The following is a 17,029-nucleotide window of genomic DNA, read 5'->3' as shown; positions in this document are numbered from 1 at the left end:
TGCTCGACGCCCCGGCCGCGCGTCAGGACTCGTCCGCCACCAGCCGCACGGCACGGCGCCGGTGCGACGTGACGACCAGGCCGATCCCGACCACCATCAGGCCGATGGCCGGGAGCAACGCCGGCGGTGGCGTCTGGTCCAGCGCCACGGCGGCGATGACGGACGCGATCGGCACCGTCATCAGCTGGCTCAGCGACACCAGGCTCGGGCTCACCGACCGCATCACGAAGTTGAAGAGCGAGTGCCCGAGGAGCTGAGCGAGCAGGGTGAGGGCCGCCAGCCCGATCCAGGTCGCCGGCCCGAAGCCGGTCAGCGCCGTTCCCGTCAGAACGGCTGCGCCCAGGAGGACCGCCGCGCAGGCGGAGTAGCACAGCGCGGTGTACAGCGACGCGCTCACGTGCTGACGCGCGACCCCGCCGGAGACCATGTACGCGCCGCCGGCGACGCCGGACAGCAGCGCGAGCAGGTTGCCGGTGAGCGTTCCCTCGGAGACGACCGCGTCGACCCCCGTCACCGCCACGACGCCGGCGAGCGCCAGGGCGGTCCCCACCCAGCCCAGCGGGGACAGCCTCTCCCCCAGCGCCCCGGCGAACAGCGCGGCCCAGACACTCTGGCCGCACACCAGGGTCGCCGCCGATGCGACCGACGTACGGTCCAGCGCGGCCGCCAGGGAGGCGAAGTGGAGGGCGAGCATGACGGCGGCGAACCCGACCAGCAGGGCCACGCGCGGGCTGAGCCCGCGCAGGCCGCCGCGCTCGTACCACCACGCCATGGGGATCGAGACCGGCAGCGCCATCGCGTTGCGCCAGAACGCGATCGCCAGTGCGGGGGCCGCGATCGCCGCGGTCAGCGGCGGCGCCGTCGACGCGCACAGGACCGCGCCCGCGAGGATCGTCAGGTCCACCCGTGCGGGACCGCCCTGCGCGAGCCGACCCCCACCCGGAGTCGACCCGGAGGAGGCCGTCCCGCCCTCCGCCGCGCTCATCGAGAGCGACCCCACCCGAGGGCGGCGAGGGCGTCGCGGTCGGCGGCGAACCCTGCTGCTGCCTCGCCGTCGTGCAGCGTCTCCAGCACGACGGGACCGTCGTATCCGATCGCGCCCAGCGCCGCGCCGACCGCGACCCAGTCCACCTCGCCGCTGCCGATCGGGTCGTGCAGCCAGCGGGCGCGGGTGGTGTCGGAGAGGTGCACGAGGTCGGGAGGCGCGGCGCGCCCGTCACGCACGGCCGCGACGACGTCCTCGACCATGAATGCGTTCGCGACATCGAGGCACGTCCCGAGGCGGCCGTCGAACGACGCGGCGAGCTCACGGCACTCGCCCACCGTGTCGAACAGCCCGGTCGGGACGTTCTCCAGCGCGATCCGGACACCGTGGCGGTCACCGAGAGCGAGGACCTGCTCCAGCCCGTCGACGACCCAGCCTGCGAGCTGCGCTGCCGGCGCCGGCCGGAGCGGGTGGCGGCGCCCCGGGTGGACGACCGCGACGTCGGCGTCGCACGCAGCGGCGATCGCGACCACCGCGCCGAACTGGGCGACGCTCCATGCACGCATGCCCGCGTGCGGGCTGGCCAGGTTCACGTCGACTCCGCTGGGCACGACACTGCGTACGCGGACTCCGGCCCGTCGGGTGGCCGACCGGAGGCGCGCCGGGGCGTCGCCGTGCTCGAGATCGAGGTGGGGCGGGGCGGCGAGCACCTCGACGTCGGGGCACCCGGCCTCCGCCAGATCGCCGAGCAGGTCACCGAGCTCGCGGCGGCCCAGGCCGGTGTAGGTGCTGACCCAGGCGCGCCGTGGGTCCGGCACCATCACGTGCGCGCTCTCGCACGCGGACGCGGCGCCAGCAACCGGGCCAGCGTCCGCAGCGCCGCATCGTGCCCGGACGCGACGGACGCGTCGAGCGACCGGCTGCCGCCGGCCTCCCCCGCGGTCTCGACGACCAGGTCCGGATCCACGTCGGTGAGCCCGAGCGGGAGCGACCCCTGCGACACCAGGATCGGCCCGCGCGACTCCACGGACCGACGCCGGCCCACGGGGTCGGCCACGACGAGTGCCTCGGGGCCGACCTGCTCGAGCGTGTGCCCAAGGACGAGCTCGACCCCGTCGTCGCCCGTCAGCCGCTCGACCGCGTGCAGCCGCTCCCGCGCGCCGGCCTCGGCCGCCAGACTCTGCTCGGTCGAGACCAGAACGACCCGCCGTCGCTGGGAACGCAGGAGATCCGCCGTGTACGTGGCGGCGCGGTCCGCGCCCCACACCGCCACCTCGGCGTCGTCGGTCGGGTCGGCGAGCCATGCCCGGATCCCCACGAGCCGGTCGTGGTCGCCCACGACGGAGGGAACGTTGTCGACACCGCCCGTGGCGTCGACGACGGCGTCGACCTCGAACCGCTCCGCGACCTCGCTCCCGACCAGGGGCGTGTCGAGCAGGACCGTGACACCGAGGCTCTCGAGCCGTCGTGTCCACCAGACCAGGATGCGTCCCAGCTGTGGCCGCGACGGCATCGCCGCGGTCGGCACGACCTGACCGCCGAGACGGGACGTGGCCTCCGCCAGGATCACGGAGGCGCCGCGCTCGGCGAGCGTCGCGGCGGCCTCGAGACCGGCAGGGCCACCGCCGACCACGAGCACCCGCGCGCCGTCGACCGAGCCTGCCCCGTCCGACTCGGCCTCGTGCCCCGTCCGCGGGTTGACGGTGCACCACAGCGGGTTGCCGGCGAAGACGACGTCGGCACATCCTTGGTTGCAGGCGATGCACGGCCGCGGCTGCGTGCCGGCGACAGCGTGCCGGGCCCACGTCGGGTCGGCGTGCAGGGCACGAGCGACCGCCACCAGGTCGGCGGCGCGCTCGGCGACCAGCCGCTGCGCTGTCTCGGGCCGGGTGATCCGCCCCGCGAGCCCCACCAGCAGCCCGGTCTCCTCGCGGTAGCGACGCGCGGTCTCGGCGAGGTACGCCTCCTCGACCTCACCGCTCGGCGTGATCCACTGTCCCGCGCCGTAGGTCCCCGCCGACAGGTCCACGACGTCGACCAGGTCGAGCCGGGTCCGCGTGATCGTCGCCAGCGCGTCGTCGCGGTCCCGGCCACCCGGGAGGCCCTCGAAGGCCGACCAGCGCAGGAACAGCGGGACCCGCGGGCCGATCCGGTCACGCACCGCGACGAGGACGTCGTCCAGGAACGCGGTCGGAGAGCAGTACCGGTCGTCGCGGTGGTTCGACCGCGGCGAGAGGAACTGCCCGATCAGGTAGCCGTGCGCCGCGTGCACGGAGAGAACGTCGGCTCCGCCGTCCAGAGCTCGCTGGGCCGCGTCCGCGAACGCCTCGACCAGCTCGTCGATCTCACCGAGCCCGAGCTCACGCGGCAGGTCGCCTCCGATCTCGACGCACGGCACGGGAGACGGCCCGACGGGCTGTCGCTGCGAGACCGCGCGCGGCACCACCCGGCCGGCGTGGTTGAGCTCCACGCCGAGCAGAGACCCGTGCCGGTGGACCGCGTCGGCGAGCATCCGGACGCCCGGGACGACCCCGTCGTCACTCATCGCCATCTGCCGAAGCCGCGCCCGCGAGTCCGCCCGCACGTAGCTGGACTCCGTGAAGACCAGCGCCGTCCCGCCCGCCGCACGTGCCTCGAGATAGGCAGCGTACGCGGGAGTGACGCGTCCGGCGAGGTCGCACAGGTTGCGCTCCATCGGGGCGCCCACCACGCGGTTGCGCAGGGTGAGGTCCCGGACGGTCAGCGGAGTGCCGACGTCGGGTCCGGTCACAGGCCGAGCAGCGTGGGCAACCACAACGACAGGGCCGGGACGAAGGTGACGATCAGGAGCACGGCGAGCAGCGGGACGAGGAACGGCGCCACACCGCTGAACACGGTGGACACCGGGGTCTTCGTGACCGAGCTGAGCACGAAGAGCACCCCGCCGATCGGAGGTGTCATCAGTCCGATCATCAGGTTCAGCACGACGATGACCCCGAAGTGCACCGGGTCGACCCCGAGCTGCGTCGCCACCGGGAGCAGCACCGGGACGCTGATCACGAGGGCCGAGGTCGGCTCGATCACCGCACCGAGGACCAGAAGCAGGAGGTTGACGATGATGAGGAAGACGAACGTGCTGTCGGTCAGCTCGAGGAAGGCGCTCGCGACGTTCTGCGGGACCTGCTCGCGGGCGAGGATCCAGCCCAGCAGGCTCGAAGCACCCAGGATCACCATGATCGCCGCCGTCGTCGCCGCGGTGTCCGCGAAGACCTTCGGCAGATCGCGCAGCTTGAGGGAGCGGTAGAGGAAGCCGAGCAGCAGCATGTAGACCGCACCGACGGCCGCGGCCTCGGTCGGGGTGAAGTAGCCGCCGAGGATGCCGCCGAGGATGATGACCGGCGCGAACAGCGCGCCGAGGCCCCCGACCAGGGTCGAGCGGACCTCGCGCCAGGAGAACTCCTCGCTGCGCAGCTCCTCGTGCCCGCGGGCCCAGAAGAAGACGTAGACCGCGAGCGCGACGCAGATCAGCAGGGCGGGGACGATCGCCGCCGCGAACAGCGCGCTGGTCGACACGATCGCGACCGAGGCGAAGACCACCGCCGGGATGCTCGGCGGCATGATCGGACCGACCACCGACGACGCGGCGGTCAGGCCGACCGCGAACTTCGTCGGGTACCCCTTCTTCTGCATGTGGGGGATCTCGATCGAGCCGACACCTGCAGCGTCCGCCAGGGCCGAGCCGTTCATCCAGGAGAAGCCGAGGCTGACCCCGATGTTGACGTAGCCGAGCGCCCCGCGGACCCGACCCACGAGGGAGAGGATGAGCGCGAAGACACGTTCGGCGATGCCGGCTCGGGTGGCGAGGAACCCGACCAGGATGAAGAGCGGCACCGCGAGCAGCGGCCAGCTGTTCACGCCGTTGGTCGCGGTCCGCATCGCGAAGCCGACGGACTGGTCGTGGGACCACATGTAGAGGAGGCAGGGCCCGAGGATCGCGAACGCGATCGGGACCCGCAGGGCGATGAGCACCGCGATCGCGATGCCGAGGACTGCGACGCTCACACCGCGCTCCTGTCGTCGGGCTGGTGGACGGACTCGTCGGCGATCGCCTCGCCGGCGACGTGGACCACGCCTTCATGGGACGTCGGGAAGACGACCTCCAGGACGGCGCGCACCGCGGTCAGGGCGATCCCGATGGTGGGGATGACGTAGATCCACGGCAGCGGGATGCCCGCGGCCGGCGACTTGATCGGCGACCCCGAGGAGACGAGGTCCCATCCCTCGTACGCGAACAGGCCGCACGTCGCCGCCACGACCAGCATCGCGAAGGCCTGCACCAGCCGACGTCCGAGCGGTGGCAGCACCTTGTCGATCACGTCGAGGGTGATGTGCTCGTCGCGCCCGAGCAGGTAGCCGGACATCCCGAACGCCAGCCAGACCAGTGCGTACTTCGCGATCTCGCCGTTCCAGACGTTGCTGTCCAACGGCGTGATCCGCGTGACGACCTGGAGCACCACGAGGACGAGGATGGTCGCGAGCAGCACGGCTCCGAGCGTGAGCTCGGCCAGCTCGACGCCGCGGAGCACGCGAACGAGCCACCGGGGTCGCTGGAGGGCGACCCGTGGTCGCGTCGTCTCGGGCATGGGTTCTCCTGATCGCTGGTGGGGAGGGACAGGTCAGGGCGTCAGTCGGGGTTCCACCCGCCGTCGACGTCGATGATCTCGCCGGTGAGGTACGCAGCCTCGGGCGACACGAGGAAGTCGATCACGGCGGCGACCTCGTCGCTGGTGCCGGGCCGGCCGAGCGGGAGCTGCCGCACGATCGCCTGCTCGACCTCGGGGTCGGTGGCGTTGCGCATGCCCGAGTTGATGTAGCCGGGTGCGACTCCGTTGCAGCGGACGCCACGGGGGCCCAGCGCGCGGGCCGCCGACCACGTGAGGTTCGCGAGCGCCGCCTTGGACGCGGTGTAGTGCGCGCCGGCGGGGTGGACGAGGCCGAACTGCGTGCCGGGCGGGCCCGCCGCGGCGAGCCGAGCGACCGCGGAGACCACGTTCACCACGCTCGCACCGTCGTGCTCGACCAGGAGCGGCCAGGACTCGCGCAGCGTGAGGAAGCACGCGCGCACGTTGACGGCGAAGACGCGATCCCACTCGTCGGTGTCGATCTCGGGGATCTGCGGCGCCGCGCCGTTGCGCTTCGGGGAGATGCCGGCGCAGTTGACCAGGCAGTGCAGGCCCTCGTCACCGGCGGCCGTGACGACCGCGTCCCGGACCTCGTCGGCCTCGGTCAGATCCACCTGGAGGTGGCTCGTGGAAGGGTCGGCGCTGGTGGGGAGGGCCGCGGCGTCCGCGACCACGACGTGGTAGCCGCGGCCGGACAGCCGCTCCACCACGGCGCGGCCGATGCCGCCGCGCCCTCCCGTCACCAGCGCTCGCATCAGGATCCGACCGACTCGCGGATCGCCTGGTAGAGCTCCAGCTGAGCGCCCTCGTAGTTCTCGTTGAAGAACGTCTCGGCCTGCTCCGAGAAGGTGTCCAGGTCGACGTCGTCCACGACGGTCATCGTGCCGCTCTCCTCCCACTCGGCGAGGATGTCGTTCTCCGCCTCCTCGACGCACTGGCGATCGCCCTCGCGCGCGTCGCTGATCGCGGCCTGGACGGCTTCCTGCTGGTCGGACGAGAGGCTCTGCCAGCTCTCCTCGGAGATGATGGCCATCACCGAGCCGACCTGGTGCCCGGTCAGGCTGACGTGCGACTGCACCTCGGTGAAGTTCATGTCCTGGATCGTCGGCACCGGGTTCTCCTGGCCGTCGATCGTGCCCTGCTGGAGCGCGAGGAAGACCTCCTCGAACGCCACCGGGGTGGCCTCGGCACCGAGCGCCTCGGCGTTCATCAGGTACTGCGGGCTGTCGGGGAAGCGCATCCGCAGGCCGTCGAAGTCGTCGGGGGTGCGGATCGGCTGGTTCGCGGTGAACTGCCGCATGCCGAAGTACCAGACGTCGAGGACGCGCACGCCGGTCTCCTCGAGCAGACGCTCCGCCATCGCGTCGAACTCGTCGGTGTCGACGAAGGTGAACAGCTCGTCCGCGTCCGCGAACGCGTAGGCGGCGTCCATCGCCCCGATCTCCTCGAAGGAGGCCGAGATCGCGGAGCTGCCCTGGATGTCGATGTCGATGTCGCCGGAGGCGACGGAGGTGAAGCGCTCCGCGTCCGGACCGAGCTGGCTGTTGGAGAAGACCTCGATCTCGACGCCGCTGTCGCCGTCGGCGAGCGTCTCCTGGACGACCATCGCGCCGCACTGGTTGTGGGGGTGCTCGTCGGGGTAGCTGTTGGCGAAGGAGAGGGTGACCGACTCGTCGCCGCCGCTCCCGCCCGAGTCGTCGTCCCCGCCGCAGGCGGTGATCAGCAGCGCGCCGCTCATGGCGGCCGCCGCCAGGCCGAGGCCCTTCCTCTTCCTGATGACTGACATGGATTCCTCCCTTGTCCGCTCCGGCGGAGCGAGTTACCTAACTAGTACGTTACTTGTGAACCGTGTGACGCGGAACACCTGGGACGCGATCCCCAGGTCACAGATCGGTCTCAGTCGAATCGGCCCCGGTAGATGTCGTTGATGTTCCAGTGGCCGGGGGTCGGGACGGGGTCGTTGACCATCGGCACGTCGATCACGGCCGGCCGGCGGGCGGCGAGGGCGGCCTTGAGCGCGCTCGCGAGCTCACCGACCTCGCCGATCTGGTAGCCGTCCAGGCCGCAGGCACGCCCGAGCGCGGCGAAGTCAGGCGTGGCCGGCCGTCCGTCGGCGTCGACGAACTCGCAGCCGTAGCTCGCGCCGTAGCTCGACGCCTGCAGGTCCGCGATCGTCCCGTGGGCCGCGTTGTTCATCACGACGAAGATCACCGGCAGGTCCCGCTCCGCTGCCGTCGGCAGCGCCGCGAGCTGCGCGCTCATGCCGCCGTCGCCGACCAGCGCCACCACCGGCCGGTCGGGCCAGGCCAGCTGGACACCGAGCGCAGCCGCAGGTCCGAATCCCATCGTCGACGCACCGCCGGGCGTGATGAACCGGCCGACGTCCCGCATCGGATACCGCTGGGCGACCCCGTTCTTGTTCCACCCCACGTCCGTGACCAGCACCGTGTCGGCCGGCATCGCCTCCCGCAGGTCGCGCAGGATCCGCTCCGGCTTGAGCGGGAAGTCCTCAGCAGCACCACGATCAGCGGTCTCCGCCCAGAGCGCGGACCGGGTCCGATCGATCTGGTCGCGCAGCTCCGGGCGGTCCACCGGCGCGACGTCGCGCTCGCGCAGCCGGCGCTCGATCGCGGACAGCGTCTGCCCGACGTCGGCGACCACGCCGACCTCGACCGGGTAGTTCCGCCCGATCTCCGCGGGGTCGAGGTCGACCTGGACCAGCTTCGTGGGCGGGAACTGCCAGGTGTACGCCGGGTCCCACGAGCTCGCATCGGTCTCGGCGAAGCGCGTCGCGAGCGCCAGCACGACGTCGGCGTTGCGCGCGTACGTGTTGGTGAACTCCAGCCCCCAGAACCCGGGCATCCCGAGCAGGAGCGGATGGTCGTCCGAGATCAGCCCCTTCGCCATCAGGGAGTGCACGATCGGCAGGTCGAGGTGCTCGGCGATCCGCAGCAGCGCGTCGCGGGCCTCGGGATCACGGGCACCGCCGCCGACGTACACGAGAGGACGCTGCGCGGACGCGAGCAGGTCGACGACCTGGTCGAGGGTGGCCTCGTCGACGGACGGGACCGACGTGGAACCCGGGAGCACCGACCGGCTCGCGGCCTCGATCGGCAGCTCCCGGGAGAACATGTCCATGGGGACGTTGAGCAGGGTCGCCCCCGGACGTCCGCTGGAGGCCGTCCACCAGGCGCGCTCGAGGAAGCGCGGCAGGTCCTCGACGCGGGCGACGTCCCACGCGCGCTTCACGAACGGCTTGTAGATCCCGGTCTGGTCGGCGTCCGCATGCAGGTTGACCTCCTGGTGCGGGTGCCGTCCGCGGTAGTACGACGGCACGTCGCCGCTGATCACGACGAGCGGGACGGAGTCCAGCGCCGCGGTGGCGGCGCCCGTGACGGCGTTCATCATGCCCGGCCCCACGTGCACCACGACGACACCCGGCTTGCCCGTCGCCCGGGCGTACCCGTCGGCGGCGTGGGCGGCCGTCTGCTCGTGGCGGAAGACCACGAACTCGATGTCGCTGTGGCCCAGCGCGTCGAGCAACGCGATGTTGGTGTGCCCGCACAGGCCGAAGACGTGCGTGACGCCCCACTGCTCCAGCTGGCGCACGACGACGTGCGCTCCGGTGGTCGCGGCGGCGGCGGCGTTGTCGGCGGTCATCTCGGTCTGCTCCCTGTCGGTCTCGGTCGTCTCTGCACTGCGGTCGGCGTCGGCGGTCACGGCCCGGTCCCCCACGCGGACTCCGACTTCCACAGCAGCGTCTTGACGTACGTGTAGTCGTCGATCATCCAGCGGGGAGACTCCCGGCCGATCCCGGAGTCCTTCACCCCGCCGAACGGGACGTGGTCCAGGCGGTAGTTCGACGTCCCGCCGACCACGACGGCGCCGACCTCCAGGCGCCGCCAGATCTCGAAGATCCGCGAGGCGTCGGAGGTGAACAGCCCGGCCTGGAGGCCGTAGCGGCTGCGGTTGCACTCCTCGACGACGGCATCGAGGTCGTCGTACGGCAGCACGACGACCACCGCGCCGAACGCCTCCTCGGTGACGACCCGCGCGTTCGGCGGCGGGTCGACGACGACGACCGGGCGCAGCGTGGCACCGCTCCGCTCCGCGCCGCACGGGAGCTTCGCGCCCTGCTGCTCGGCCTCGGCCGCCCACGAGCGCACCCGCTCGGCCGCCTGCTCGTCGACCATGCTGCCGATGTCCGTGCTCTCGTCGAGGGGATCACCGACCCGCAGGCCCCGGACCTCCTCGACCAGCAGGTCGGCGAACTGAGCGGCGAGAGCGCGCGGGACGTAGATCCGCTGGACCGAGATGCAGCTCTGCCCCGAGTTGCTGAAGCCCGTACGCGCGCACTGGCGGGCGGCGTCGGCCAGGTCCGCGTCGTCGCAGACGAGCGTCGCCGCGTTGCCGCCGAGCTCGAGGACCAGCCGCTTGCCGGCGCCCGAGCGCGCGACCGCGTGGCCGGCGGCCGCGCTGCCGGTGAAGCTGATCGCCGCCACGACCGGGCTCGAGGTCAGGCGCTCTCCCACCTCGACCCCACCGTGCAGGACCTGGACGGCCTGGAGCGGGAGCCCGGCCTCGATCATGATCTCGACCAGGGCCGTCGAGCTGGCCGGTGCCTGGGGCGGCGGCTTCACGATCGTCGTGTTGCCGGCCGCGAAGGACGCGGACAGCTTGTGCGCGAGCAGGTTGACCGGGGCGTTGAACGGCGTGATCGCGACGACCACCCCGACGGGCGCCCTGATCGTCATCGCGGTCGAGCCGACGCCCCGCTCCCAGCCCGCGGTCGGGAGCACCTCGCCACCGATCCTGCGTCCCTCCGCCGCCGCGACGGCCAGCGTCTCGGCGGCCCGCTGGACCTCGCCCCGGGAGTCGCGGATCGGCTTGCCCAGCTCGAGTGCGAGCAGCCGCGCCACGTCGTCGCGGCGCTCCTGGAGCAGGTCCGAGGCTCGCTCGAGGACCGACGCCCGCGCGGCCGGCGACCATGCGGCGACCCGCCGCGCGGCACTCTCGGCCCAGGCGAGCGCACGATCGGCCAGCTCACCGTCGGCCTGGGCCGCCGTGCTGACGACCGAGCCGAGAGCCGGACCGATCCGCTCGGACCGCTGCTCCCGGTCGGTCCACTCACCCGCGACCAGATTGAGCGTGGGGAGCGGAAGGTTGTCCGGTGGGTGCACCTGAAATCTCCTGATATCCGTCTAGCGGACCTATTGGACCGCTGAGTGGTCTGTGAGTAAGGTAGGGCGTGCCCCGCCGATCTGGCAAGGGGACGATGTGAAACAGGTCACCGGGGTGAGGGACACCCGGCCCCGGTTGTCTCGAGGAGGTCGAATGGCCAAGCGGCCCGCAGAGCCCGACGCGATCGACGGATCCGCGCTGGACGGAGGCGCCGGTGGGGTACGCAGCGTGCAGCGCGCGCTGGAGATCCTGAACCTCCTCGACGAGGAGCGCCCGCAGATCACGATCCGCGACATCGTGGACAACACGGGACTCGCCAAGACCACGGCGATCCGCCTCGCACAGACGCTCGTCAACGCGGGACTCCTGTGGGGGACGGAGAGCGGCTTCATGGCCGGCCCGGGCCTGTGGCGGTGGGCGCACCTCGCGAAGAACGCCTGGGAGCTGCCGCCCGAGATCCGCCGGATGATGACCGACATGGCGCGCGAGCACCAGGAGACGGTCAACCTCTACATCCGACGCGACATCCACCGGCTCTGCATCGCCAGCGCTCAGTCCCCGAGGACGCTGCGCCACGTGATCAACGTCGGCGACGAGTTCCCGCTGTGGACGGGCGCGTCGGCGAAGGTGCTCCTGCACGGAGCGCCGGAGGGCCTGCTCGCCCGGGTGGTGGCCGGCGCGCCGAGGGGCCGGGTCGACCTCGACGACCTGCGCAGACAGGTCGCCGAGGTGGCCGACGTCGGATACGCGGTCTCGCACGGTGAGCGTGAGTCCGGCGTCTCCGCGGTCGCTGTCCCGCTCAAGGACGACGGCGGACGCGTCGTCGCAGCCCTGAGCATGAGCGGCGCCACCCACCGCTTCACCGACGACACGGTCGCCGACTTCGCCTCGGCCCTGCGCAGCGCCTCGATCGCCATGTCGGCCCGGGGCCTGGGCACCGCCTTCCGCGGAGCCGGCGCATGAGCGGCGACGACGGCGACGCCCCACCCGCGGCCACGCGCCCCCTCGCCGGCATCCGCGTCCTCGATCTGACGAACGTCCTCGCCGGACCGTACTGCAGCTATCAGCTCATGCTGATGGGCGCTGAGGTCGTGAAGGTCGAGGTCCCCGGCCGCGGCGACCTCGCCCGCCAGCTCGGTCCCGACCCCGACCTGAACACGCGGCTGCTCGGCGCCTCGTTCCTGGCGCAGAACGCCGGCAAGCAGTCGGTCGAGCTCGACCTGAAGTCCCCGGACGGCCGGGAGGCCTTCGAGAACCTCGTGGCGGACGCGGACGTCCTGCTCGAGAACTTCCGGCCCGGGGTCATGGCCCGTCTCGGCTACCCGTGGCCCGTGCTGCGGGACCGCAACCCGGCGCTCGTCTACTGCGCGATCTCCGGGTTCGGACAGTCCGGTCCGATGAGCCAGCGCCCGGCGTACGACCAGATCGTCCAGGGTCTGTCGGGGATGATGAGCATCACCGGCACCCCCGACACCGCGCCGCAGCGTGTCGGCTTCCCGATCTGCGACACCGTCGGCGGGCTCACCGCCGCGATGGCGATCAACGCCGCGCTGCTCCGAAGGGAGCGGACGGGGCACGGGTCCCACCTCGACGTCTCGATGCTGGAGGCGTCGCTCTCGGCGATGGGCTGGGCGGTGTCCAACTATACGATCAGCGGTGTGCCTCCGGAGCCGATGGGCGACCAGAACGCGACGGCCGCTCCGTCCGGCACGTTCCACGCCGCCGACGGCCCGCTGAACATCGCGGCGAACCGACAGGAGCAGTTCGTCACGCTCTGCCGGCTGATCGAGCGCGGCGACCTGATCGACGACCCCCGCTTCGCCCAGCGCGAGGACCGCAAGCTCAACCGTGAGGATCTGAACGCCGAGATCAACGGTGCGCTCGCGAAGCAGAGCGCCGAGCACTGGGAAGACCTGCTGTCGGGTCACGGAGTGCCCGCTGCGCGCATCCTCACGGTGCCGCAGGCGGTCGAGCTCGAGCAGCTGCGGCACCGCGACTTCTTCACCGACCTCCCGCTCCCGGACCAGCCCGACCGCGCCGTGCGGGTCGCGGGGTCCGGCGTGCTCGTCGACGGGCTCGCCCAGCACCCCCTCGAACGCGCTCCGCGGCTCGGCGAGCACAGCGCGGGCGTCGAGGACGCAGCGACCCGTACCGCCCGGGGCGCCGGACGATGACTGCACCCGACCACCCCGACGCCTCCGCGGTGTCCGCGTGGTGGGGGACCGCGATCACGTACATCGAGCCCGGCGTGATCGAGCACCGAGGGGTGCCGGTCGCCGACCTGATCGGCCGGACCGGGTTCGCCGAGATGATCTGGTTCATGGTCACCGGCGAGCGCTGCGAGCCTCCGCGTGCCCGCCTGCTCGAGGCCGCGCTCGTCGCTGCCACCGACCACGGCCCGCAGGCGCCGTCGATCGCGGTCGCGCGGATGGCGGCCACGTGCGGCGTCGGGCTCAACAATGCGATGGCCAGCGCGGTGAACACCCTGGGCGACGTCCACGGTGGCGCGGGCGAGCAGTGTCTCGCGCTGTACGACGCCCTGCTGGCGCGCGCCGACGCGGGCGACGACCTGGCGGCGGCGGCGCGCGAGGTGGTCGCGGAGGTCCGGTCGCAGGGCCGGTACGTCCCCGGCTTCGGCCACCGCTTCCACCCTCGTGACCCGCGCCGCGACCCGCTGCTCGCCCTGGTCGAGCAGGCCCGCGACGACGGTACGGTCCCCGGGCGTCACCTCGCCGCCGCGCTCGCGATCGAGGACGCGCTCGCCGAGGGGCGGGCCCGCCCCGTCCCCATGAACATCGACGGTGCGACCGCGGTGATCTACGGCGAGCTGGGGTGCCCGCCGCCGCTGGCCCGCGGGCTGTTCGTGCTGAGCCGCAGCGTCGGCATCCTCGCCCACGCGTGGGAGGAGTCGCAGTCCGGTCGCCGCAACAAGGGCCCGATGCCGCCGAGCATCCTGCCGGCCCGGCTCTCGCCGGACGCCTGACACCTCCCGCTGGTCGAGGCGGAGCACCACCCCGCTGGTCGAGGCGGAGCGAAGCGACGATCGAGACCCCCGGGTGGCCGAACCTCCGGGTCTCGATCGGGCTCGTTCCTCGCCCGCCTCGACCAACGGGCACGCCGCGAAGCGACGATCGAGACCCGTGTGGTTTCGACAGGCACAACGACGAAGCCGCCGGACACGCGAGGCGTGTCCGGCGGCCTGCCGCTGCTGCTACTTGATCACCCTCACCGTGTCGGTCGAGGCCAGCTGCTTCTGCACGCCGTTGTGCAGGAAGTTCGCCACCAGCGTCAGCGGCACGTCGCGCCCCTCGGGCACGTTGTTGTCGAGCGCCGCCTTGTCGAACTGCACGATCAGCCGGGACCGGAACAGCTTGCCCAGCCCGATGGTGCGGACCTTCGTCGCCGCGACCGGAGACTCCGACAACGGCGTCTCGAGCACAGCGCCGCTCTGGTAGCGGTAGCCACGCGGCACGTCGAACACCGCCGTCACCTTGCCCTTCACCTGGGTGAACTGCTTCGACCGGAAGTCGAGCCACCCCGGCAGGAAGTGCAGGTCGCCCGGCTGGTCGTTCGGCTCGAGGTAGACCTCGATCTTGCCCACCGGACGCGGGTCGGTGCAGTCGTTGAAGAAGTACTCACCCGCACGGTCGAAGGTGTGCTCGTAGCTCTCGCCTGGCTGCAGACGCTCGTTGAACTCACCCTCGAAGTACTGCGTGGCACAGTGCTCCAGCTGGTTCGGGAAGTTCGGGAACGTCTCCGCGCCCGGGTTGAGGAACGTGACCGTCGACCCCACGGGCACCCGCAGGTGCGTCGGAGCCATGCCGCGTTGTGACGTGCTGTCCTGCGAGCCGGCCGAGTCGGTCCGGTCCGTACGCGCCAGCAGGACGGTGTTGTCCACCGTGTCGCCCTCGACCGGACCGCCCTGGACGGGGCGTCGGATCGTCAGCGGCGCCGTGTCCGGCCCCTCCTGGCTGCCGGACTCGGTGGTGTAGTCGCCACCGAGCTTGAACGCCCACAGGGAGTCTCCCTGCGTCACCGACCCGCCGTACGGGTTGGTGGCGCCGGCCGCGAAGATCGCGACGTACTGCTCGCCGTCGACCTCGTAGGTGATCGGGGGCGCCGAGATGGCGGACCCGGTCTGGAACTCCCAGAGCTCGTCGCCGTCGGTGGCGTCCAGGGCCAGCAGGCGGCCGTCGGTCTGGCCGACGAACAGCAGGTTGCTCGCCGTGGTCAGCGGGCTCTGGCCGTGCGACATGTCGGTCCCGAGGTGGTTGGTCCACTGGACGTCGCCGGTCGACGCGTCGTACGCCAGGATGCCGCCGGTCTGGTACTGGCCGATCGCGCGCTGGCCGTTGGCGCTCGCGCCGTTCCAGTGCGCCACCGGGTTCGTGCCGTACGGGAAGTACACCATGTTGGTGCGGTGGCTGTAGGAGTTGCTGGACCAGTCACCGCCGCCGTTCTGGCTGGTGGTGGACAGGATCGGCAGGTCCCACTGCGGGTCGTACATGCAGCCCTGACGGTGGCCTTCGCGCTTCGGGTCGCCGTCGGGATAGGTGAGGAAGGGCTCGTCCTCCTTGACGTAGCTGTCCGGGTTGAACACGAGGTTCCCGTCCTCGTCGGGCTGGTAGCCGTTGTAGTTGGGCACCGCGCGCCACGGGTCTCCCGGGATGTTGTCCGGGTCGAGCTTCTCCCAGACGAGGCACTCGGGAAGGAGACGCTGCTCGGGGAACGGCTGGGTCTCGGAGTGAGCCTGCCGCGAGTCGGTGATCATCGGCTTGTCCACCGTGGGCAGGACCGGCTTCCCGTTGGTGCGGTCGAGCACGAACTGGTGGCCGGACTTGCTCCCGTAGAAGACGACCTGACGCTCGTCGCCGTCGACCTCGACGTCGGCGAGCGTCATCGGGTGGACGTTGTCCATGTCCCACACGTCGTGCGGGATCGACTGGTAGTGCCACTTGTACTCGCCGGTCTTCATGTCGACCGCGACCATCGAGCTGGAGAACAGGTTGTCACCCGGACGCAGCGAGCCGTCCTGCGAGGTGTTGCAGCTGCGGGGGTTGCCGAAGGTCATGTAGTACATGCCGAGCTCGGGGTCGAGCGCGCCGTGCATCCACGGGGTGGCGCCACCCTCGAGACCGCAGTCGGTGCCGTCCGGCAGCACCGGGCCCCAGGTGTCGCCCGGCTCGAAGGTCTCGCCGTTGACGTCGGTGAAGGTCTGCCCGCGCCTCGGCACGCCGAAGAACGTCCAGACGACGCTGCCGTCTGAGGAGTCGAGCGCCGAGACCGAGCCGCGGTCGCCGTTGTTGGTGTGGATGTAGACCAGGCCGTCGTGGTAGCGCGTCGCCGGGCCGGAGTCCCGTCCGAGCGCGTCGCCGTCCGGGCTCAGCGGTGACGAGACCCAGACCTCCTCGCCGGTCTCCTGGTCGAGGGCGAAGATCTGGACGTCCTCTCCCGGAGGCGCGTCCGGGTCGTGGTTCTGGTCGTTGCCGGCCGTGCCACCGGCCGCCATGGCATAGACCTTGCCGTCACCGACCGAGACACCCCGGCGGGTGCGGGCCGGAACCTCGGGCTCCCACTTCCACTTCGCCTCGCCCGTCGCGCCGTCGACCGCGATCGCGCCCCCACTGGGCGTGTCGAGGTAGATGACGCCGTCGGAGACGATGGGGTGCGTCTGCGAGCCGGTGTCGTCGGAGGCGGGCGCGACCGCGGAGACGTGCGTGCGCCATTCCGGCCCGAGCTTCTTGAGGTTCCGCTTGTTGATGTCGGTGAGCGCCGAGTAGTTCTGGTTGCCGTAGTTGCCACCCACGGTGGGCATGTCGGCTCCGGCGGGGTCGACGGCGCTCGGCCCTGGTGGTGAGCTGGGATCGGCGGCTACGAGTCCGGTCGCGGGTGCGGCTGCCAGCGTCAGCGCCAGCACGCTCCCGAGCACCAACACAGCCCGCCTCTTGGTCAGAGGTGTGCGCATGCCAATTCTCCTTGGTCGGTCGGACGGACCCGACGTCCGTCCGTCTCGCCCGCGACTCGCGAGCGAGCCTGTCGGCGTGAACCATCTAGCGGTCCATTTGAACCGACTGGTGACTTGACCGTAGTGCGAGCGACGCAGCGTGGCAACCCTCCCGAAATCAACTCACAGGCTGCTAGTTCTGACAGCCGTACGTCGCGAACCCCTTGCCGAGCCGTGTGACCGTGGTTACAGTGACCG

General features: G+C 71.6%; 13 protein-coding genes. 3 read left to right on the top strand and 10 right to left on the bottom strand.

What is annotated here, in order from left to right:
* Window positions 1–22: 22 nt before the first annotated feature.
* The 9 genes from CLV56_RS11325 to CLV56_RS11285 all read right to left on the bottom strand — a co-directional run bounded on the left by CLV56_RS11325 (window position 23) and on the right by CLV56_RS11285 (window position 10,826).
* The gene (locus CLV56_RS11325; RefSeq protein WP_039339994.1) at window positions 23–985 is read right to left on the bottom strand and encodes a DMT family transporter; all 963 of its coding nucleotides are present in this window, start codon (window positions 983–985) and stop codon (window positions 23–25) included.
* A complete protein-coding gene (locus tag CLV56_RS11320) occupies window positions 982–1,806 on the bottom strand; it encodes a sugar phosphate isomerase/epimerase family protein (RefSeq protein ID WP_039339996.1) in 825 nt (274 codons plus the stop codon). Before CLV56_RS11320 ends, CLV56_RS11325 begins: the two co-directional genes overlap by 4 nt.
* Window positions 1,806–3,755: an oxidoreductase gene (locus CLV56_RS11315; RefSeq protein ID WP_170224785.1), complete on the bottom strand. Its 1,950-nt coding sequence runs from the start codon at window positions 3,753–3,755 to the stop codon at window positions 1,806–1,808. The genes CLV56_RS11320 and CLV56_RS11315 overlap by 1 nt, the downstream gene beginning before the upstream one ends.
* The gene (locus tag CLV56_RS11310; protein WP_039339997.1) at window positions 3,752–5,026 is read right to left on the bottom strand and encodes a TRAP transporter large permease; all 1,275 of its coding nucleotides are present in this window, start codon (window positions 5,024–5,026) and stop codon (window positions 3,752–3,754) included. Before CLV56_RS11310 ends, CLV56_RS11315 begins: the two co-directional genes overlap by 4 nt.
* The gene (locus tag CLV56_RS11305; RefSeq protein ID WP_100414839.1) at window positions 5,023–5,607 is read right to left on the bottom strand and encodes a TRAP transporter small permease; all 585 of its coding nucleotides are present in this window, start codon (window positions 5,605–5,607) and stop codon (window positions 5,023–5,025) included. Before CLV56_RS11305 ends, CLV56_RS11310 begins: the two co-directional genes overlap by 4 nt.
* 41 nt (window positions 5,608–5,648) lie before the next feature.
* Window positions 5,649–6,401 carry an SDR family NAD(P)-dependent oxidoreductase gene (locus tag CLV56_RS11300; protein WP_100414838.1) on the bottom strand — a complete coding sequence of 251 codons (753 nt, stop codon included), beginning with the start codon at window positions 6,399–6,401 and terminating at the stop codon, window positions 5,649–5,651.
* Complete coding sequence (locus CLV56_RS11295) at window positions 6,401–7,432, bottom strand: DctP family TRAP transporter solute-binding subunit (RefSeq protein WP_039339999.1); 1,032 nt, start codon at window positions 7,430–7,432, stop codon at window positions 6,401–6,403. Before CLV56_RS11295 ends, CLV56_RS11300 begins: the two co-directional genes overlap by 1 nt.
* A 110-nt stretch (window positions 7,433–7,542) precedes the next feature.
* Entirely contained in the window at window positions 7,543–9,306 is a 1,764-nt protein-coding gene (locus CLV56_RS11290; protein WP_100415133.1) for a thiamine pyrophosphate-binding protein, read from the bottom strand.
* A 56-nt stretch (window positions 9,307–9,362) separates the two neighbouring features.
* A complete protein-coding gene (locus CLV56_RS11285) occupies window positions 9,363–10,826 on the bottom strand; it encodes an aldehyde dehydrogenase family protein (protein WP_039340001.1) in 1,464 nt (487 codons plus the stop codon).
* A gap of 154 nt (window positions 10,827–10,980) precedes the next feature.
* Here CLV56_RS11285 and CLV56_RS11280 point away from each other — a divergent pair, with 154 nt between their 5' ends.
* From CLV56_RS11280 to CLV56_RS11270, 3 genes are read left to right on the top strand one after another with little or no spacing between them, the layout of a single operon-like run.
* Complete coding sequence (locus tag CLV56_RS11280) at window positions 10,981–11,790, top strand: IclR family transcriptional regulator (RefSeq protein WP_100414836.1); 810 nt, start codon at window positions 10,981–10,983, stop codon at window positions 11,788–11,790.
* Window positions 11,787–13,001: a CaiB/BaiF CoA transferase family protein gene (locus tag CLV56_RS11275; protein ID WP_100414835.1), complete on the top strand. Its 1,215-nt coding sequence runs from the start codon at window positions 11,787–11,789 to the stop codon at window positions 12,999–13,001. The genes CLV56_RS11280 and CLV56_RS11275 overlap by 4 nt, the downstream gene beginning before the upstream one ends.
* On the top strand, window positions 12,998–13,810 hold the full coding sequence (locus tag CLV56_RS11270) for a citryl-CoA lyase (RefSeq protein WP_039340003.1): 813 nt from the start codon (window positions 12,998–13,000) through the stop codon (window positions 13,808–13,810). The genes CLV56_RS11275 and CLV56_RS11270 overlap by 4 nt, the downstream gene beginning before the upstream one ends.
* Window positions 13,811–14,038: 228 nt before the next feature.
* Here the strand turns inward: CLV56_RS11270 and CLV56_RS11265 are convergent, their stop codons facing one another.
* Window positions 14,039–16,792 carry an outer membrane protein assembly factor BamB family protein gene (locus CLV56_RS11265; RefSeq protein ID WP_100414834.1) on the bottom strand — a complete coding sequence of 918 codons (2,754 nt, stop codon included), beginning with the start codon at window positions 16,790–16,792 and terminating at the stop codon, window positions 14,039–14,041.
* Window positions 16,793–17,029 lie beyond the last annotated feature (237 nt).

Source organism: Mumia flava (genome assembly GCF_002797495.1).
GTDB classification, from domain to species: Bacteria; Actinomycetota; Actinomycetes; order Propionibacteriales; family Nocardioidaceae; genus Mumia; species Mumia flava.
The sequence above is the reverse complement of the archived record's forward strand: the minus strand, read 5'-3'. Positions and strand labels throughout refer to the sequence as shown.